This window comes from Melaminivora sp., assembly GCF_032059615.1.
Classification (GTDB): domain Bacteria; phylum Pseudomonadota; class Gammaproteobacteria; order Burkholderiales; family Burkholderiaceae_C; genus Melaminivora.
On record NZ_DAMCAM010000007.1, the window covers coordinates 20,768 to 35,826 of the forward strand.

Annotated in this window: 11 protein-coding genes; 7 read left to right on the top strand and 4 right to left on the bottom strand. The window is 70.8% G+C overall.

Annotation, left to right across the window (positions count from 1 at the left end; all coding sequences use genetic code 11):
• Positions 1 to 57: 57 nt before the first annotated feature.
• Positions 58 to 1,284: a urate hydroxylase PuuD gene (locus RT051_RS02770; protein WP_313071239.1), complete on the bottom strand. Its 1,227-nt coding sequence runs from the start codon at positions 1,282 to 1,284 to the stop codon at positions 58 to 60.
• A gap of 176 nt (positions 1,285 to 1,460) precedes the next feature.
• Positions 1,461 to 2,336 (bottom strand): xanthine dehydrogenase accessory protein XdhC, encoded by an 876-nt coding sequence (gene xdhC, locus RT051_RS02775; RefSeq protein ID WP_313071245.1) that lies wholly within the window; start codon positions 2,334 to 2,336, stop codon positions 1,461 to 1,463.
• A gap of 63 nt (positions 2,337 to 2,399) precedes the next feature.
• On the opposite strand from xdhC, the gene RT051_RS02780 reads away from it, so the two are divergent.
• Together RT051_RS02780 and ggt are read left to right on the top strand one after the other, a co-directional pair.
• Positions 2,400 to 2,942, top strand: a complete 543-nt coding sequence (locus RT051_RS02780) for a hypothetical protein (protein WP_313071249.1) — start codon at positions 2,400 to 2,402, stop codon at positions 2,940 to 2,942.
• 79 nt (positions 2,943 to 3,021) lie between these two features.
• Positions 3,022 to 4,821: a gamma-glutamyltransferase gene (gene ggt, locus RT051_RS02785; RefSeq protein ID WP_313071254.1), complete on the top strand. Its 1,800-nt coding sequence runs from the start codon at positions 3,022 to 3,024 to the stop codon at positions 4,819 to 4,821.
• A gap of 45 nt (positions 4,822 to 4,866) precedes the next feature.
• On the opposite strand, the gene uraH is transcribed toward ggt, so the two are convergent.
• Positions 4,867 to 5,217 (bottom strand): hydroxyisourate hydrolase, encoded by a 351-nt coding sequence (gene uraH, locus RT051_RS02790; RefSeq protein WP_313071258.1) that lies wholly within the window; start codon positions 5,215 to 5,217, stop codon positions 4,867 to 4,869.
• A gap of 79 nt (positions 5,218 to 5,296) precedes the next feature.
• On the opposite strand from uraH, the gene RT051_RS02795 reads away from it, so the two are divergent.
• From RT051_RS02795 to RT051_RS02815, 5 genes are all read left to right on the top strand, one after another.
• Positions 5,297 to 5,965: a GntR family transcriptional regulator gene (locus RT051_RS02795; RefSeq protein WP_313071261.1), complete on the top strand. Its 669-nt coding sequence runs from the start codon at positions 5,297 to 5,299 to the stop codon at positions 5,963 to 5,965.
• A 34-nt stretch (positions 5,966 to 5,999) separates the two neighbouring features.
• Positions 6,000 to 6,956, top strand: coding sequence for an allantoinase PuuE (gene puuE / locus RT051_RS02800; RefSeq protein ID WP_313071265.1), 957 nt, complete (start codon positions 6,000 to 6,002; stop codon positions 6,954 to 6,956).
• 67 nt (positions 6,957 to 7,023) lie between these two features.
• Entirely contained in the window at positions 7,024 to 8,799 is a 1,776-nt protein-coding gene (gene uraD / locus RT051_RS02805; RefSeq protein ID WP_313071268.1) for a 2-oxo-4-hydroxy-4-carboxy-5-ureidoimidazoline decarboxylase, read from the top strand.
• Positions 8,800 to 8,824: 25 nt separating this feature from the next.
• Positions 8,825 to 10,093, top strand: a complete 1,269-nt coding sequence (locus RT051_RS02810; protein ID WP_313071270.1) for a M20/M25/M40 family metallo-hydrolase — start codon at positions 8,825 to 8,827, stop codon at positions 10,091 to 10,093.
• A gap of 320 nt (positions 10,094 to 10,413) precedes the next feature.
• Positions 10,414 to 12,726, top strand: a complete 2,313-nt coding sequence (locus RT051_RS02815) for an NADP-dependent malic enzyme (RefSeq protein ID WP_313071273.1) — start codon at positions 10,414 to 10,416, stop codon at positions 12,724 to 12,726.
• A gap of 106 nt (positions 12,727 to 12,832) precedes the next feature.
• Here the strand turns inward: RT051_RS02815 and yccS are convergent, their stop codons facing one another.
• Positions 12,833 to 15,058 carry a YccS family putative transporter gene (yccS, locus tag RT051_RS02820; protein ID WP_313071278.1) on the bottom strand — a complete coding sequence of 742 codons (2,226 nt, stop codon included), beginning with the start codon at positions 15,056 to 15,058 and terminating at the stop codon, positions 12,833 to 12,835.
• Position 15,059 lies beyond the last annotated feature (1 nt).

Here is a 15,059-nt window from a genome sequence, read left to right on the forward strand (position 1 = left end):
GGCGCACGCGGTGCACGGCGCCATGCGGCGCGGGCCATGGCGCCTATACGGTTGCGCTCAGGGCGCGACCGGGGCGCCGGCCTCGAACCAGCGCTTGAACACGGCACGCTCCTCGTCGCTCAAGGCACCTGGGTTGCCAAACGGCATTTTCTTCAGCTGCACCACCTGCTGATAGATCTGCTGGGCGTGGTCCTTCACGCCCTGGGGCGAGTCCAGCCGCACGTTTTTCTGGGCAATGGCGGCGCCATGGCAGAGCACGCAGTGCTGGCCGATCAGCGCGGTCACCGTGGCAAAGCTGGCGTCGCCCGGGGCCGGCGCGCCCGCGGCGGCCGGCGCGGCGCTGGCCGCCGGGGCCGGCACCGGCTTGAGCCAGGCCAGCACGCCCAGCAGCACCAGCACGCCCACGGCGGCGTAGGGCCAGGGGTGGGCGTTGCGGCCCAGCTTGAAGCCGTGGCGCATGACGAAGAACTGGCGGATGGCAGCGCCGGCGAACATCATCAGGATCAGCACCAGCCAGTTCAGGTCATGGTTGTAGAGCCAGCCGTAGTGGTTGGACAGCATGGCGAACAGCACCGGCAGCGTGAAATAGGTGTTGTGCACGCTGCGCTGCTTGCCGCGCCTGCCGTGGATGGGGTCCACCGGCTGGCCGGCCTTGAGAGCCGCCACCACCTTGCGCTGGCCGGGGATGATCCAGAAGAACACATTGGCGCTCATGGAGGTGGCCAGCATCGCGCCCATCAGCAAAAACGCCGCCTGGCCGGGGAAGAGGTGGCAGGCCAGGTACGCGGCAATGCACACCAGCACCAGGACCAGCGCGCCGACGGTGGCGTCGCCCCCCGCGCGCTGGCCAAAGACGCGGCAGATGGCGTCGTACAGCAGCCAGAACACCACCAGGAAGGCCAGCGCCGCCACCACCGCCATGGCCGGCGACATGAGCGGATCGGCCGGGTGGATCAGGTAGATGCCGGCGTTCCAGAGGTAGGACACCGACAGCAGCGCAAAGCCCGACAGCCAAGTGGTGTAGCTCTCCCAGAAGAACCAGTGCAGGTGGTCGGGCAGCTTCGGCGGCGCGACGTTGAACTTGACGGGGTGATAAAAGCCCCCGCCGTGCACGGCCCACAGCTCGCCGTTCACGCCCTGCTTCTTCAGGTCCTCATCGACCGGCGGCGTGAGGCTGCTGTCCAGAAAGACGAAGTAGAACGACGACCCCACCCAGGCGATGGCGGTGATGACGTGCAGCCAGCGCAGCAGCAGGTTGGCCCAGTCCAGGAGATAGCTTTCCATCGTGTTCCGATCACGCCGGCGGTCGCGCGTCGGCGCTCAAGCTGCTCACCACTGCGGGCGCTCTGAGCAGGAAAGTCATGCAGGCCGCGCACCAGGGCTTGCCTGCCCGGCACCGCTGCGACCCGGTTTTGTGGACGCGAAGTGTATGCAGTCTTGGGTGCCAGCGGCCCTGGGAATCACCCGGACCGGCCCGCCTCCGCCGCCGGCTGCAGGGCCGACAGCCGCTGCAGCAGCTGCGCCGCCACGGCCACGGCAATGGCCTCGGGCTCCTTGGAGTCGATGCCGGGCACGCCGATGGGGCAGGTCACGTGCGCCAGCTCCGCATCGCTCCAGCCGCGCGCCTGCAGGCGGTGGCGGAAGGTGGCCCACTTGGTGCGGCTGCCGATCAGGCCGATGTAGGGCAGGTCTGCCCGGGTGCGCTGACGTGCCAGGCAGGCCGCCAGGATGTCCAGGTCCTCGGCATGGCTGAAACTCATGATCAGCACCAGCGAGCCAGCCGCGAGCGCCGGCACGGCGGCGTGCACGGGCTCGGAATGCTCGCAGACGGCGCTGGGCGCGACGTGCGGGTCGAATACCCCCTCGCGGCTGTCGATCCAGTGCAGAGCGAACGGCAGCGTGGTCAGCAGCCGCGCCAGCGCATGGCCCACGTGCCCGCCGCCGAAGAGCGCCACGGGCTGCAGCCGCGGCGCAAGGCGCTCGCGCAGCGCCCCGGCATCCTGGGCCGTGACGCATTCCAGCCGCAGCTGCACCACCCCGCCGCAGCACTGGCCCAGGCTGGGACCCAGCGCCTGGCGCACCCGCACGGGCGCCGCGGGCCGGCCCGCCCGGTGCTCGGCCAGCAACTCACGCGCGCGGGCGATGGCGCTCAGCTCCAGGTGCCCGCCGCCGATGGTGCCGATCAGCGCCGCGCCGGGCTCGCCCGGCACCGCCATCCAGGCCCCGGCCTCGCGTGGCACCGAGCCTTGGGTAGACTCCACCGCCACCAGACAGGCGGGCGCGGCGTGCAGGCTGTGCAGCAGGCGCGCCAGGGGCGGGCCCATGGGGGTCGTCATCCTTGTGTCTCCGTGTCCATCTCTTCCTGCGGCAGCGCCGGCCGCACAGCATAGCGAGCTTCCATGACCTCCCCTGCCCCCGACTCCACCACGACCCGGCGCACGCCCGGCGGGTGGCTTGAACGCCTGCGCGCGGCGCTTGGCGCCTGGATGCGGTCCACGGCGCCGCAGCGCGAGGAACCCCTGGACGAAGGCGCCGGTGACGAGGCCGAAGCGCCCGTCGCCGCGCCCCCGCCCGGCAGCGGCGCCCTGGCGGCGCCGGGCATCTCGGTGGCCGACAACGACCTGGCCTATCGGCAGGACGCAGCCTCCCACCTCTACCGGCTGAATGCCGGCCGCATCTACCCGGGCATGCTGCCCCCGCTGCTCTATGCCATCGGCGTGCTGGAGGTGGACATCGATGTGCGCGGCCAGGTCACCGGGCTGCAATGGCTGCGCCCGCCGCGCCACGCGCCCGAGGTGGTGCTGGAGATCGAGCGCACGGTGCGCGCGGCGGCGCCCTACCCGCTGCCGCTGCGCCTGGGCCGCGTGACCTATACCGACACGTGGCTGTGGGACGAGTCGGGGCGCTTTCAGCTCGACACGCTGACCGAAGGGCAGATGTAAGAGCCTGTTCACGGTCTTTTCAGCCGGCACGGTCGCGTTTACGCTCCCCTTCCGTTCCCCACAACCGAGGAGACTTCCCATGAACCTGCGCACCTCCCTGCTGGCTGGCAGCGTCGCCCTGGCGCTGGCCAGCCTGACGGCCTGCGGCACTCCCCCGCCGTCCGCGTCGGTCGCGGCGCCCCAAGCGACCGTCGCCCCGGAGGCCCAGCCCAGCGCCGCACAGGCCGCCGCAGCCGCCTACGACTTCGACATGGACGTGTTCCATCCGGTGGTGGCGAAGAACGGCATGGTCGCCAGCGAGCAGGAGCTGGCCTCGCGCATCGGCCTGGACGTGCTGAAGGCCGGCGGCAATGCGGTGGACGCGGCCGTGGCCATGGGCTTTGCGCTGGCGGTGGCGCTGCCCAACGCCGGCAACCTGGGCGGTGGCGGCTTCATGGTGGTGCACGACGCGCGCACCGGGCGCGACATTGCGCTGGACTTCCGCGAGGTGGCGCCCGCGCGCGCCACGCGCGACATGTACCTGGACGCCAAGGGCAACGTGATCGACGGCAAGTCGCTCTACACGCACTACGCCGTGGGTGTGCCGGGCACGGTGGCGGGGCTGGAGCATGCGCTGAAGAAATGGGGCACGCTGCCGCTGTCCCAGGTCGTAGCGCCCGCCGCCGCGCTGGCCGAGCGCGGGTATCCGGTCAGCGAGACGCTGGCCAAGATCTTGGCGCAGGAAAAGAAAAACATGGGCCAATGGCCCGCCACCACGTCCATCTTCTGGAAGAACGGCGCACCCTTGCAGCGTGGCGACCTGCTGGTGCAAAAGGACCTGGCGCAGTCGCTGCGCCTGATCGGCCAGCAGGGCGCGCGCGCCTTCTACGAGGGCGCCATCGCGCAAAAGATAGCCGCCGAGATGGCGCCGCACGCTGGCGCGATCACGCTGGATGACTTGAAGAACTACAAGGTCGTGGAGCGCGAGCCGGTGCGCGGTACCTATCGCGGCTACCAGATCGTCAGCATGCCGCCGCCGTCCTCGGGCGGCGCGCACCTGATCCAAATCCTGAACATGATGGAGCGCTGGCCCATGAAGGACTGGGGCGCCAACAGCGCCCGCAGCGTGCACTACATGGCCGAGGGCATGAAGCTGGCCTATGCCGACCGCTCCGAGTACCTGGGCGACCCGGATTTCGTCACGGTGCCGCTCAAGGGCCTGACGTCCAAGCGCTACGCCGAGCAGCTGGCCGCCGGCATTGCGCCCACGCAGGCGCGTGATGCCAAGTCCATCAAGCCGGGCCAGCCGCAGCCCTACGAGAGCGACCAGACCACGCACTTCTCGGTGGTGGACAAGACCGGCAATGCCGTGGCCGTCACCTACACGCTGAACACCAACTTCGGCAGCGGCATCGTCGCCAAGGGCACGGGCATCCTGCTGAACAACGAGATGGACGACTTCTCGGCCAAGCCCGGCGTGGCCAACGCCTACGGCCTGGTGGGCGGCGACGCCAACGCCGTGGCCGCCGGCAAGCGCCCGCTGTCGTCCATGATGCCCACCATGGTGCTGCAGGGCGGCAAGCCGGTGCTGGTCACCGGCAGCCCCGGCGGCGCGCGCATCATCACCACGGTGCTGCAGACGGTGGTCAACACCATCGACTTCGGCATGAACCCGTTTGAAGCCGCCGCCACGCCGCGCTTTCACCACCAGTGGACGCCCGACGAGCTGCGCATCGAAAAGGGCTTCTCGCCCGACACCGTAGCCCTCCTGCGCCAGTGGGGCCACAAGGTGGTCGTGAAGCCCTCGATGGGCCGCACGCAGACCATCCAGATCCGCGACGGCATGCTGTACGGCGCGTCCGACCCGCGCAACCCGGACGGGCAGACGCTGGGCTACTGAGCCCTACCGGCAGCGCCGCGCCGTGCCGGCGCGGCGCGGGGGCACTCAGGAGCCCCGGTAGGTCGAGTGGCTCCACGGGCTGACCAGGAGCGGCACGTGGTAGTGCTGGTCGGCATGGGCGATGCCGAAGTCCAGGCTCACGCGGTCCAGGAAGGGTGGGTCGGGCAGCTGCACGCCCTTGCCCCGGAAGTAGCCGGCCACGTCGAAGGTCAGCCGGTAGGTGCCAGGGCGCAGGCTGGCGTTGTCGAACAGGGGCGCGTCGGTGCGACCGTCGGCGTTGAGCGTCAGGCGGCGCACCAGCGTGGCCTCGTCGCCCTGGGTCGAATACAGCGCGACGGCCATGCCGGCGGCCGGGCAGCCGTGCATGGTGTCGAGGACGTGGGTGCTCAGGCCCATGGTGTTTGCCTCCTTGGATCGGGTTTGTTGTGTACGCAAAGTGTATACAAATCTTGTCGCCACAGGCTATCATGGCCGCATGGACACCTCCACCACCGGCTTCATCGTGGACAGCCTGACGCGGGCCATCGCCACCCGTCGGCTGCTGCCCGGCACCAAGCTGGCCGAGCAGAAACTGGCCGACCACTTCAGCGTGTCGCGCACGTTGGTGCGCCAGGCGCTGTTCCAGCTGGCGCAAAACCGCCTGATCCGGCTGGAGCCGGCGCGCGGCGCCTTCGTGGCCACGCCCTCGGTCGATGAGGCGCGCCAGGTCTTTGCCGTGCGCCGCATGCTGGAGGTCGAGATGGTGCGCGCCTTCATCGCGCAGAGCACGCCGGCGCAGATCAAGGCGCTCAGGCAGCACGTGGCGGCCGAGAAGCAAGCCATGCAGGCGGGCGACGTGGGTCAGCGCACGACCATGCTGGCGGATTTTCACGTGCGCATGGCCGAACTTATGGGCAACGAGGTGCTGGGCGAACTGCTGGGCGAGCTGATCTCGCGCTGCGCGCTGATCACGCTGATGTACCAGTCCACCAGCGCCGCCGAGCATTCGCACGAGGAGCACTCCCGCATCGTCGAGGCGCTGGCCCGGCGCGACGAGGAAGCCGCCGTGCTGCTGATGCAGGAGCACCTGGACAACGTGCAGGCCGGGCTGGTGTTCGACCGCGAGCTGCCCACCAGCGACCTGTCCATGGCCCTGTCCTCCTGAAATCCCCCGATTCCCCGCAACGAGCAGCAGCACGATGTACGACGCCCGCGCCCCCTACCCCCGCGACCTGGTCGGCTACGGCCGCCACACGCCCCACCCGCGCTGGCCGGGCAAGGCCCGCATCGCCGTGCAGTTCGTGCTGAACTACGAGGAAGGCGGCGAGAACAGCGTGCTGCACGGCGATGCGGCCAGCGAGCAGTTCCTGTCCGAGCTGTTCAACCCGGCGGCCTACCCGGCGCGGCACATGAGCATGGACGGCATCTATGAATACGGCTCGCGCGTGGGCGTGTGGCGCCTGCTGCGCGAGTTCGAGAAGCGCGGCCTGCCGCTCACAGTGTTCGGCGTGGCCACGGCACTCAAGCGCCACCGCGAGGTCGCGCAGGCCTTCGACGAGCTCGGCCACGAGGTTGCCTGCCACGGCCTGAAGTGGATCCACTACCAGAACGTGCCCGAAGACATCGAGCACGCCCACATGCACGAATGCCTGGCCATCTTCGACGAGCTGTACGGCCAGGGGGGCGACCATGCCCTGGGTTGGTACACCGGCCGCGACAGCCCCAACACGCGCCGCCTGGTGGCCGATGCCGGGCGCTTCGTTTACGAGAGCGACTACTACGGCGACGACCTGCCGCTGTGGATGCGCGTGGCCAGGTCTGACGGCAGCGCCCACACCCAGCTGGTCGTGCCCTACACGCTGGACGCCAACGACATGCGCTTTGCCCTGCCCCAAGGCTACTCGCACGCCGACCCGTTCTTCCAGTACCTCAAGGACAGCTTCGACGTGCTCTACGCCGAGGGCGACCCTGCCGGCGACAACGCGCCCCGGATGATGAGCATCGGCATGCACTGCCGCCTGCTGGGCCGCCCGGGGCGCATCACGGCGTTGCAGCGCTTTCTGGACCACATCCAGAGCCGCGAAAACGTCTGGGTCTGCCGGCGCATCGACCTGGCGCGGCACTGGGCGGCGCAGCACCCTGCTCCGCAAATTTGAATAAAAACAGCCCAGAACCCTTGTCTGACAAGGGCATGCAGCTATATTTTTCGATATCGGAGACATCGTGGCCCTGACCCTGGAACAACTGAACACCGCACCATTGCCCGAGGCCGTGGCCCTGCTCGACGGGGTCTATGAGCACTCGCCCTGGATCGCCGAGGCCGCCCTGGCCGCGCGGCCGTTCCGCTCGCTGGCGCACCTCAAGCATGCGCTGGTGCAGGTGCTGCGGGACGCCGGCGAGGACGCGCAGCTGGCCCTGATCCGGGCCCACCCCGAGCTGGCCGGCAAGGCGGCCGTGGCGCGCCAGCTCACGGCCGAGTCCACCCACGAGCAGTCCCGAGCCGGACTCACCGACTGCACGCCCGAAGAGTTCGAACGCATCCAGCAGCTCAACCGCGACTACAACACGCGCTTCGGCTTCCCGTTCATCCTGGCCGTGCGCGGCCCGCGCGGCACGGGCCTGCCGCGCAGCGAGATCATCGACACCTTCGCCCGCCGCCTCGCCAACCCGCCCGACTTCGAGCGCGAGGAGGCCCTGCGCAACATCCACCGCATCGCCGAGATCCGCCTGAACGACAAGTTCGGCTGCGAACCCACGCTGGGCAACGACGTGTGGGACTGGCACGAGCGCCTGGCGCAGCACAGCGACCCGGGCTATGCCGAGCAGGGCCAGCTCACCGTCACCTATCTCACCGACGCGCACCGGGCCTGCGCCCAAGCGCTCAGCCACTGGATGCGCGAGGGCGGCTTCGACGAGGTCGAGATCGATGCCGTCGGCAACGTCGTGGGGCGCTACCACCCGGCGGTGCCCGGCGCGCGCTACCTGATGACGGGCAGCCACTACGACACCGTGAGAAACGGCGGCAAATACGACGGGCGCCTGGGCATCTTCGTGCCGCTGGCCGCCGTGCGCGAGCTGCACCGCCAGGGCCGGCGCCTGCCCTTCGGCATCGAGCTGGTCGCCTTTGCCGAGGAGGAAGGGCAGCGCTACAAGGCCACCTTCCTGGGCTCAGGCGCGCTCACCGGGCATTTCGACCCGGCCTGGCTGCAGCAGCAGGACGCCGACGGCATCAGCCTGCGGGACGCCATGCAGCACGCCGGCCTGTGCGTGGACGACATCCCGCGGCTCAAGCGCGACGCGGCACGCTACCTGGGCTTCGTCGAGGTGCACATCGAGCAGGGCCCGGTGCTGACCGAGCTGGACCTGCCGCTGGGCGTGGTCACCTCGATCAACGGCTGCGCGCGCTACGTCTGCGAAATGGTGGGCATGGCCAGCCACGCCGGCACCACCCCCATGGACCGCCGCCGCGACGCCGCGCTGGGCGTGGCGGAACTGGCCCTGTACATGGAACAGCGCGCGCGCCAGGACGCCGGCAGCGTAGCCACCATGGGCATGCTGTCCGTGCCCGGCGGCTCGATCAACGTCGTGCCGGGGCGTTGCCAGTTCACCCTGGACCTGCGCGCGCCCACCGATGCGCAGAAGGACGCCCTGGTCGCCGACGTGCTCGCGCAGCTGCGGCAGATCGCCCTGCGCCGCGGCCTGCAGTACACGGCCGAGCTGGCGATGCAGGCGGCCGCTGCGCCCAGCGACCCGGTCTGGCAGCAGCGCTGGGAAGCAGCCGTGCAGGCCCTGGGCGTGCCCGTGCATCGCCTGGCCAGCGGCGCCGGCCACGACGCCATGAAACTGCACGAACTGATGCCCCAGGCCATGCTGTTCGTGCGCGGGCAGAACAGCGGCATCAGCCACAACCCGCTCGAATCGACGACCAGCGACGACATGCAGCTGGCGGTCGAAGCCTTCAGCCACCTGCTGGAGCAGCTCGCCGCTGAGCAGACCTGAACGCCCGCCCCTTCAAGGAAAAGACATGAACCCCGACGCCCAAGCCACCTACGCTGCACTGGATGCATGGATCGACCAGCACTTCGACGAGCAAGTCGAATTTCTGCAGCAGCTCGTGCGCGTGCCCACCGACACCCCGCCGGGCAACAACGCGCCGCACGCTGAAGCAGTGGCCGAGCTGCTCGCCGCCTTCGGCTTCGAGGCCGAGCGCCATGCCGTGCCGCCCGAGGCGGTGCGCGACTACGGCCTGCAGTCGCTCACCAACCTCATCGTGCGCCGCCCCTATGGCGACGGCGGCAGGACCATCGCCCTGAACGCCCATGGCGACGTAGTGCCGCCCGGCGAGGGCTGGACGCGCGACCCCTATGGCGCCGAGGTCGAGGATGGCCGCATGTATGGCCGCGCCACAGCCGTGAGCAAGAGCGACTTTGCCACCTTCACCTGGGCCGTGCGCGCGCTGGAAGCCGTGGCCCGGCCGGCGCGGGGCGCGGTGGAGCTGCACTTCACCTACGACGAGGAGTTCGGCGGCCTGCTCGGCCCCGGCTGGCTGCTGGAGCAAGGCCTGACCCGCCCCGACCTGATGATCGCCGCCGGCTTTTCGTATGAGGTGGTGACGGCGCACAACGGCTGCCTGCAGATGGAGATCACCGTGCACGGCAAGATGGCGCATGCCGCCGTGCCGCACACCGGCGTGGACGCGCTGCAGGCGGCCACCGCCCTGATGGCCGCGCTGTACGCCGAGAACGGGAAGTACCGCAGCGTGCGCTCGCAGGTGGCGGGCATCGACCACCCCTACCTGAACATCGGTCGCATCGAGGGCGGCACCAACACCAACGTCGTCCCGGGCAAGGTGGTGCTGAAGATCGACCGGCGCATGATCCCCGAGGAGGATCCGGCCGAGGTTGAAGCTAGCCTCCGCGCCGTGATCGCCCAGGCGGTGCAGCAATTCAATGAGGATGGCGGCTACGGGGCCGAAGATGCCGTGCGCGTGGATATCCGCCGCCTGCTGCTGGCCCGCGCCATGACACCCCTGCCCGGCAACGCGCCGCTGGTGGACGCCATCCAGCAGCACGGCGAGGCGGTCTTCGGCGCCCGGCCCCCGGCCGTGGGCACGCCGCTCTACACCGACGTGCGCCTGTACGTCGAGCACGGCATTCCTGGCGTGATCTACGGCGCCGGCCCGCGCAGCGTGCTGGAGAGCCATGCCAAGCGCGCCGACGAGCGCATCGAGCTGCACGACCTGCGCCGCGCGACCCAGGTCGTGGCGCGCAGCCTGGCAGACCTGCTGGCCTGACAGCCCGCGACGGCCCGGCAGGGCCGTGGCCCCTTTGCGCCCATCGGCCCCGCGCACCCTCCACCTGGCCACCGAATCCGGTATCCTGCAGCCCTCGCTCACCGCCGTGGCATGGAACGTGTTTTTCAATGGCGCCAGCCGCGACACCTCCGCGGCCGTGCTCGCCGCCCGGCAGGCCGACGCCCACCGACACCGTCGAACCCCGAGACCACCCCGCCCCGCCCGCCCGCCGGCATGCGGGGTTTTTTTGGCCCTGGTGGCGCCCCGCGCCGCTGGGCTAGCATTGACCGCCTAGAGAGTTTCCCGCGAGATTGCCCGCCATGACCCAGCCCACCCTGTCCGCCGCCGAAGCCGCCCTGCGCGAAGCCGCCCTCGAATACCACCGCAGCCCCGTGCGCGGCAAGGTGTCCGTCACGCCGACCAAGCCCCTGTCCAACCAGCGCGACCTGTCGCTGGCCTATTCGCCCGGCGTGGCCTACCCCTGCCTGGACATCCAGGCCGACCCCGCCCTGGCTTTTGACTACACCGCGCGCGGCAACCTGGTGGGCGTCATCACCAACGGCACGGCCGTGCTGGGCCTGGGCGACATCGGCCCGCTGGCCGGCAAGCCGGTCATGGAGGGCAAGGGCTGCCTGTTCAAGAAGTTCGCTGGCATCGACGTCTTCGACATCGAGCTGGCCGAGCGCGACCCGGACAAGCTGGTGGAGATCATCGCGGCGCTGGAGCCCACCCTGGGCGGCATCAACCTGGAGGACATCAAGGCGCCCGAGTGCTTCTATATCGAGCGCGAGCTGTCCAAGCGCATGAACATCCCCGTGTTCCACGACGACCAGCACGGCACGGCCATCATTTCCAGCGCCGCGCTGCTCAACGGCCTGGAGCTGGTCGGCAAGGACATCGGCGCCGTCAAGGTCGCCGTCTCGGGCGCGGGCGCGGCGGCCATCGCCTGCGTGGACGTCATGGTCGGCCTGGGCGTGCAGCGCAGGAACGTCTTCATGGTGGATTCGCGTGGAGTGATCCACACCGGCCGCACCAGCCTGGACGAATCCAAGGCGCGCTACGCGCAGGACACCGATGCGCGCACGCTGGCCGACGTGGTGGCCGGCGCCGACGTGTTCCTGGGCTGCTCGGCGCCGGGCGTGCTGACGGCCGAGATGGTGAAAACCATGGCGCCGCGCCCCATCATCCTGGCGCTGGCCAACCCCGAGCCGGAGATCCGCCCGGAACTGGCCAAAGCCGTGCGCCCGGACTGCATCATCGCCACCGGCCGCTCGGACTACCCCAACCAGGTCAACAACGTCCTGTGCTTTCCCTACATCTTCCGCGGTGCGCTCGATTGCGGCGCCAGCAAGATCACCGAGGAAATGAAGCTCGCCTGCGTGCGCCAGATCGCCGCTCTTGCCAAGGAGAACATCAGCGAGGAGGTGGCGGCCGCCTACGCCGGCACCGAGCTGGCGTTCGGCCCCGACTACCTGATCCCGACCCCATTCGACTCGCGCCTGATCATGAAGATCGCGCCGGCCGTGGCGCAGGCGGCCGTGGATTCGGGCGTGGCCACGCGGCCTATTCCAGACATGGAGGCCTACAAGGAGCACCTGTCGCGCCACGTCTTCCAGACCGGCATGCTGATGCGCCCGGTCATCAATGCCGCCAAGCACCTGCCCGATGACCAGAAGCGCGTGGCCTATGCCGACGGCGAGGACGAGCGCGTGCTGCGCGCCGCGCAGGTGGCGATCGACGACCACATCGCCCGGCCCATCCTGATCGGCCGCCCCGAGGTCATCGCCGCGCGCATCGCCAAGGCCGGCCTGCGCATGCAGCCGGGCGTGGATGTGGAGGTCGTCAACCCGGCGGATGACCCGCGCTTTCGCACCTACTGGGAGACCTACCACCAGCTCATGAAGAGAAGCGGCGCCACCGCCGAGGTCGCCAAGGCCGCCGTGCGCCGCTCCAACACCATCATCGGCTCGCTGATGGTGAAGCTCGGCGATGCCGACGCGCTGATCTGCGGCCTGGCCGGCACCTACGAGACGCACCTGGAGCGCATCGACAGCATCCTCGGGCGCGCGCCGGGCGCGCGCCAGTACGCGGCGCTCAACGCTGTCATGACCAGCACGCACGGCACGCTGTTCATCACCGACACCTACGTGAACGAAGACCCCGGCGCCGAGCAGCTGGCCGAGATCGCCTGGGCGGCGGTGCAGGAGGTGCAGCGCTTTGGCATCCCGGCCAAGGTGGCGTTTTTGTCCAACTCCAGCTTCGGCTCGTCCAGGCGTGCCTCGGCGCGCAAGATGCGCGCGGCGCGCGACCTGTTCGTCGAGCAGCACCCCGAGATCGAGTGCGACGGCGAGCTGCACGGCGATGCCGCGCTGGAGCCGCGCATCCGCGCCACCTACCTGCAGGATTCGACCCTCAGCGGCGCGGCCAACGTGCTGGTCTGCCCCAACCTGGACGCGGCCAACATCCTCTACAACGTGCTCAAGACCACGACCAGCGGCGGCGTCACCGTCGGCCCCATCCTGATGGGCACCGCCGCCACCGCCTACATCCTGACGCCGGCGGCCACCATGCGCCGCGTGCTGAACATGACGGCCCTGGCGGTGGCCAGCACGGCGGCGCGCCGCGCCGGCTGAAGGCGCGCGCCGACGGCTCTCTGCCCCGCCCCGCGCTCAGGCGCGGGGCAGGGGTCCAAACCGCCCCAAACCGTTGCCACGCAAGGGCAGGCAGCTATGTTTTTTGCTATTTGACCCGGGCCGCGTGCAGCGGCGCGGGCGCCACCTGCACCAGTTGCGCCGCGGCGGCGCGCAGCTCCTGCAGCTGGCGGGCGACCTGGGCCAGCTGGGCATGCAGCACGGGCGGGTCGGCGTTCGGCTCGGGCGGCGCCCGCAGCCGCTGCAGCCAGCCCTGCGCCTGGCCCCCGTCCGGGGGCGGCAGGGTGTGGCTGCGCAGCGCCTGCGCCAGCGCCTCGATGTCCCCGGCCAGCGCCTGGGCGGCGCGTGCCGCCAGATCGTCCGCGGCGGCATCGCTCGCCGGGCCGGCGCGCAGGTCGCGGTGCGCACCCAGCGCCGACAGGTAGCCCAGCAGCGTGTGCGTGCTGGCCAGCAGGTCCTGCCCGGCGCGTGCATGGCGGCGCACCCAGGGCGGCTCGCGCAGCATGTGCGACAGGGTCATCGACAGCGCGGCGTCGGTGTCATGCGCCCGGCGGCGCGCGATGCGGTAGGCCAGGTCGTCGCTGCGGCCGCTGGCGTATTGCGGGGCGATGCGGCGCAGGTAGGCGGCGCTGGCGGCCAGCGCGTCGGCGGCGGCCGCGCCCAGGCGCCGGCCCTGCCAGTCGGGCAGCACCAGCAGCAGCGCAGCGGCGGCGATGGCCGCGCCCACCAGGGTGTCGAGCAGGCGCGGCACGATGAGCGCGAAGCCCGCGCCCGTGCCGTGGTTGAACAGCATCAGCACCATCAGCGTCACCGCCGCCGTGGCCACCACGTAGCGCTGCGTCCGCGTGACGAAGAACACCACCCCGCCCGCCACTGCCAGCAGCGCCTGCACCAGCGGCTGCGGAAACAGCCGCATCAGCGCCCAGCCCAGCACCAGGCCCAGCACCGTGCCGCCGACGCGCTGGGCCAGGCGCGCCACGGTGGCGCCATAGGTGGGCTGGCAGACGATGAGCGTGGTCATCATGATCCAGTAGCCGTGCGCCGGGTCGGTGAACTGCATGGCGCCCCAGGCCGCGGCCAGCGCCAGCGACAGGCGCACCGCATGGCGAAACAGTGCCGAGCGCACGTGCAGCTGCGCGCGCACGCGCGCCCAGGCTTCGGCCAGCGAATGCGGCGCCTGGTCCAGCAGGGCGACGTCGCCGCGCAGCGGGCTGGCCTGCGAGCCGGCGGCCAGCGCCAGCTGCGCCCCCAGGCTGTCGAGGTTGCGCGCCACGGCGCGCAGGAACCCCAGGGGCTGGCGCCACTCGGGCTGCCCCTGGCGCCGCAGCCAGGCCAGGGAGTCGTGCAGGTCGGCCATCGCCGGCCCATGCGGCGCCTGCACGGTGGGCGGGCCGCGCCGGCGCAGCGCCTGGCCCAGCTCGCTGCAGCCGTCGCCCTGCAACAGCAGCACGCGCTGGCAGCGGTACAGCACGTCGCTGTGGAACAGCACCTCGGTCCAGTCGCCGTAGGGGTAGTGCGAGGCGCTGGCGCGCTCGTGGATGTCCTGCGCGATGAAGTACAGGCGCAGCAGCTCGGCGAGCGCCCCCTCGGGCGCGCGCCCCGGCGCGGTGCGCGAGACGATGCTCTCCTTGGTGCTGTTGAGGGCCGCCACGACGCGCGCGTTGGAGCGCGCCAGCTGCAGGCGGCGCTCCCGCAGGTCCACGCCGCGCACGGGCTCGAACATGGCCGCCTTCAGCCGCAGGTAGTCGCCCAGCGCCAGGAACAGCCCGGCCAGCGCGTGGCGCACCGGCAGCAGCGGCGTGGCCGCGCTCCACAGCACCGAAAGCAGGCCGTACCAGGCAGCACCGGCCAGCAGCAGCGCCGCGACCAGGGGTGCCGGCACGTGCGGCGCGCCCGGCTGCGGGCTCTGCGCCGGCTCGCTGATGGCGGCGTACAGCGCCAGGATGATGGTGGCCGCGGCGATCGCCCGGTAGCGCCCGCCCACCGCACCCAGCAGCGTGAAGACGAAGCTGCAGGCTAGCAGCGCCGCCAGCATGGCCAGGGGCTGGTCGGCCAGCTCGGCCACGGCCAGGCCCACCCCGCCAAAGCACGCCAGCGTGACGGCCAGGGCCTTGAGGCGGCCGCGCCAGCTGTCGTCAGCCTCGGCCAGGGCGCTGGCGAAAACCCCGAGCAGCAGCGGCACCATGCGTTCGCCCTGCCCGGTGGCGGCCCCCAGGGCGAGCACACTTCCCAGCGCCAGGGCCAGCCGCAGCGCATAGGCCCAGCCAATCTCGGCGCCCAGGCGCTGCAGCCACTGCGGTGCCAGGTGGTCCATG